This window comes from Corynebacterium sp. HMSC035E02 (genome assembly GCF_001836065.1).
Taxonomy (GTDB): Bacteria; Actinomycetota; Actinomycetes; order Mycobacteriales; family Mycobacteriaceae; genus Corynebacterium; species Corynebacterium hiratae.
In genome coordinates this window covers 1-275 of the sequence record NZ_KV827359.1, presented here as the reverse complement: position 1 = coordinate 275, position 275 = coordinate 1, and the positions used below count along the sequence as shown (strand labels likewise).

Here is a 275-nt window from a genome sequence, read left to right as displayed (position 1 = left end):
GCGCAAGCCTGGCCACCGAGTCATGCCAGACTTAGTAGGCCGCAATTTCACCGCTGACAGGCCGAACCACGTCTACGTAGGTGATATCACCTACCTGCCGTGTAAGGGCGGCAAGAACATGTACCTGGCCACGGTCATCGACGTCTACTCGCGCAAACTCGTCGGCCATGCACTAGCCGATCACATGCGGGTATCGCTGGTTATCGAAGCTTTGTCCCATGCCAGCAAGGTTCGCGGAAGCCTTCAAGGGGCAATTTTCCATTCTGATCATGGCA

The 275-nt window shown here is 56.4% G+C and carries 1 protein-coding gene; it reads left to right on the top strand.

Annotated elements, in window-relative coordinates; translation table 11 throughout:
* The coding region (locus tag HMPREF2635_RS09060; RefSeq protein WP_141761699.1) for a DDE-type integrase/transposase/recombinase at positions 1-275 on the top strand (275 nt) is incomplete at both ends.